3 protein-coding genes are annotated in these 1,995 nt (G+C 37.4%); 1 reads left to right on the top strand and 2 read right to left on the bottom strand.

What is annotated here, in order from left to right; genetic code table 11:
- Together H8S17_RS15970 and H8S17_RS15965 are read right to left on the bottom strand one after the other, a co-directional pair.
- A partial coding sequence (locus tag H8S17_RS15970) for a relaxase/mobilization nuclease domain-containing protein (protein ID WP_186867884.1) occupies positions 1-332 on the bottom strand: 332 nt, incomplete at its 3' end.
- Entirely contained in the window at positions 281-622 is a 342-nt protein-coding gene (locus tag H8S17_RS15965) for a MobC family plasmid mobilization relaxosome protein (RefSeq protein ID WP_118440535.1), read from the bottom strand. The genes H8S17_RS15970 and H8S17_RS15965, both read right to left, overlap by 52 nt.
- A 590-nt stretch (positions 623-1,212) precedes the next feature.
- On the opposite strand from H8S17_RS15965, the gene H8S17_RS15960 reads away from it, so the two are divergent.
- Positions 1,213-1,947 (top strand): LytR/AlgR family response regulator transcription factor, encoded by a 735-nt coding sequence (locus H8S17_RS15960; protein WP_186867885.1) that lies wholly within the window; start codon positions 1,213-1,215, stop codon positions 1,945-1,947.
- Positions 1,948-1,995 lie beyond the last annotated feature (48 nt).

Below are 1,995 nucleotides of genomic sequence, written 5' to 3'. Positions count from 1 at the left end.
ATGTGATTATGAACGTGTTCTTTGTCAATATGGGTGGTAACAACATACGAATATTTTCCCTCTAAAAGTTTATCTGCAAGCTCCTTTCCAATGTGGTGCGCTTCTTCAAAACCGACCTCTCCCGGAGCAAAAGCCTGTATCAGATGATAGGCTTTGTTTGGACTGTTTTCCCGGCAGTGGTCGAGGGTATATTTGAAGTCATAAGCTGCGGTTTCCGGAGAACAGGCATAAGAGGAAACGAACATTTTTTCATCGGTCTTTTCGGGGTTGCAGATGTAGTCTATCGCTTTATCAACGGTTGCTTTGATAGCATGGATTTTTGTGTACGCCATACTTTATTCATCAACTCCTTTACTTCGTTTATATCCTCTTGATAAATGTTTCCGGTGCTGTTTACCCTCTTTGCGATCTGGTTTAAATTGGAGCTGATACGTCCCAACTCCGTATTATAATTTCGCAGGTAACTGTAATCAACATCATACACATATCCATATAAGATCAGCTTGCGCAGGAACGCAGACATACTCTTCATGCCGGATGCTTTGAATTTGGTGTTGAGGATGTACTGCTCATCATCGCTGAGATAAAATTGCACCGGATGGGTGCGGTTTCGGTTTGCCATTGTGCCACGTCCTTTCTAAATTTGGGTACAAAAAAACTGCTGTAAAATGTTCGATTTTTACAACAGTCTGTTTCATGTTTTATTCAATTTTGGGTGTAATTACCCATAGCAAATTGTAGCAAAAACGGCAGGAAAGGTCAATGCATTTCGACGGTAAAATGAAGAATAACCGAAGAAAAATCGAGAGAGGGTTAGGGATACTTCCCTATGGAAATTCGACCACACAGACGATAGGAAAGTGTGGGGGATTTCGCCTGTGTCATGACACAGGCAGTGCTTGCTAAGGTTGTTTTTTGCCACTCCCAAAGGGTGTGGCGGATAGTAAATGTGGATAGTAAAGTAATAATATCAATATGACGATATAGAAAATACGAGGAAGCATTGTATTTCAAAGAGTTTGAGATACAGTGCTTTTGTGTATTAACAGGGGTAAATGGTTTAATGCTTTTTTTAATCGTATTTCGTGTTAAAAAATCGTATTTGGTGAAGAAATACCGTAATATTTTGTTTCATGTGATATCTTTTATAGGTGAGATTTGAAACAGAATAAAGATTGAGCCGATATATAAATGAGAAAGAAGGTGAGTAATATGCTGGAAATTGCTGTTTGTGATGACGATATGGCAGATCTTGAGCGTGCAGTGACTATGCTGCATAAGATTTTTACAAGCCAACAGATTGCTTATCATATAGAGCAATTTGTGTCTGCAAATCAAATGCTTGAAAATATCAGCAACATTGATATCGGAATTTTAGATATTTCGATGGAAGAACTGAATGGTATTAAACTGGGGAGAACATTGAAAGAAAAATTTCCGGATGTGAAATTAGTGTATATTACGAGTTATGAAGAATATTGTATGCAGGTCATTAACGAAGTTCATGCATTTTCATTTCTATGTAAACCATTGGAATATGATAAATTGGAAACGCAGATGTTGGAACTGCTGGATCAACTGCCGGATACCGGAGCAGAAAAGGATTTTTATAAAGTGACGGACAGCAAGGGGAAAGAGTATCTGTCGATCAGATTGAAGCTCAGGGACATTTTATATTTTGAATACATAAAGAGGTCTAGAAAAGTACTGATAGCGTTGTCTGATATCACATATGAGTATGACTGCATTTTTGAAAAACTGGTTGAAGAACTGCAGCCCTATGATTTTGTTGTGAATTGCAGAGGAAATCTGGTTAATTTAAGGCATATTGAAAAAATAAAAGGCTTTACCATTTATCTGGACAATGGAAAAGAAATCCAGATTGCGCAAAAGAGAAGCAGCGATTTTAGAGAAGAAGTAAATAAATTTTTGCAGAAAAATTCATAGGAGAAACGATGAATACGATTTTACTGATATTATGTAATGCTCTTTCCT

This window comes from Roseburia zhanii (genome assembly GCF_014287635.1).
Lineage (GTDB): Bacteria > Bacillota > Clostridia > Lachnospirales > Lachnospiraceae > Roseburia_B > Roseburia_B zhanii.
The sequence above is the reverse complement of the archived record's forward strand: the minus strand, read 5'-3'. Positions and strand labels throughout refer to the sequence as shown.

What these genes read in the sequence shown, in the direction of transcription:
- H8S17_RS15960 (WP_186867885.1), top strand. Translation starts at nt 1,213, where the DNA reads ATGCTGGAAATTGCTGTTTGTGATGACGATATGGCAGATCTTGAGCGT.
- H8S17_RS15965 (WP_118440535.1), bottom strand. Translation starts at nt 622, where the DNA reads ATGGCAAACCGAAACCGCACCCATCCGGTGCAATTTTATCTCAGCGAT.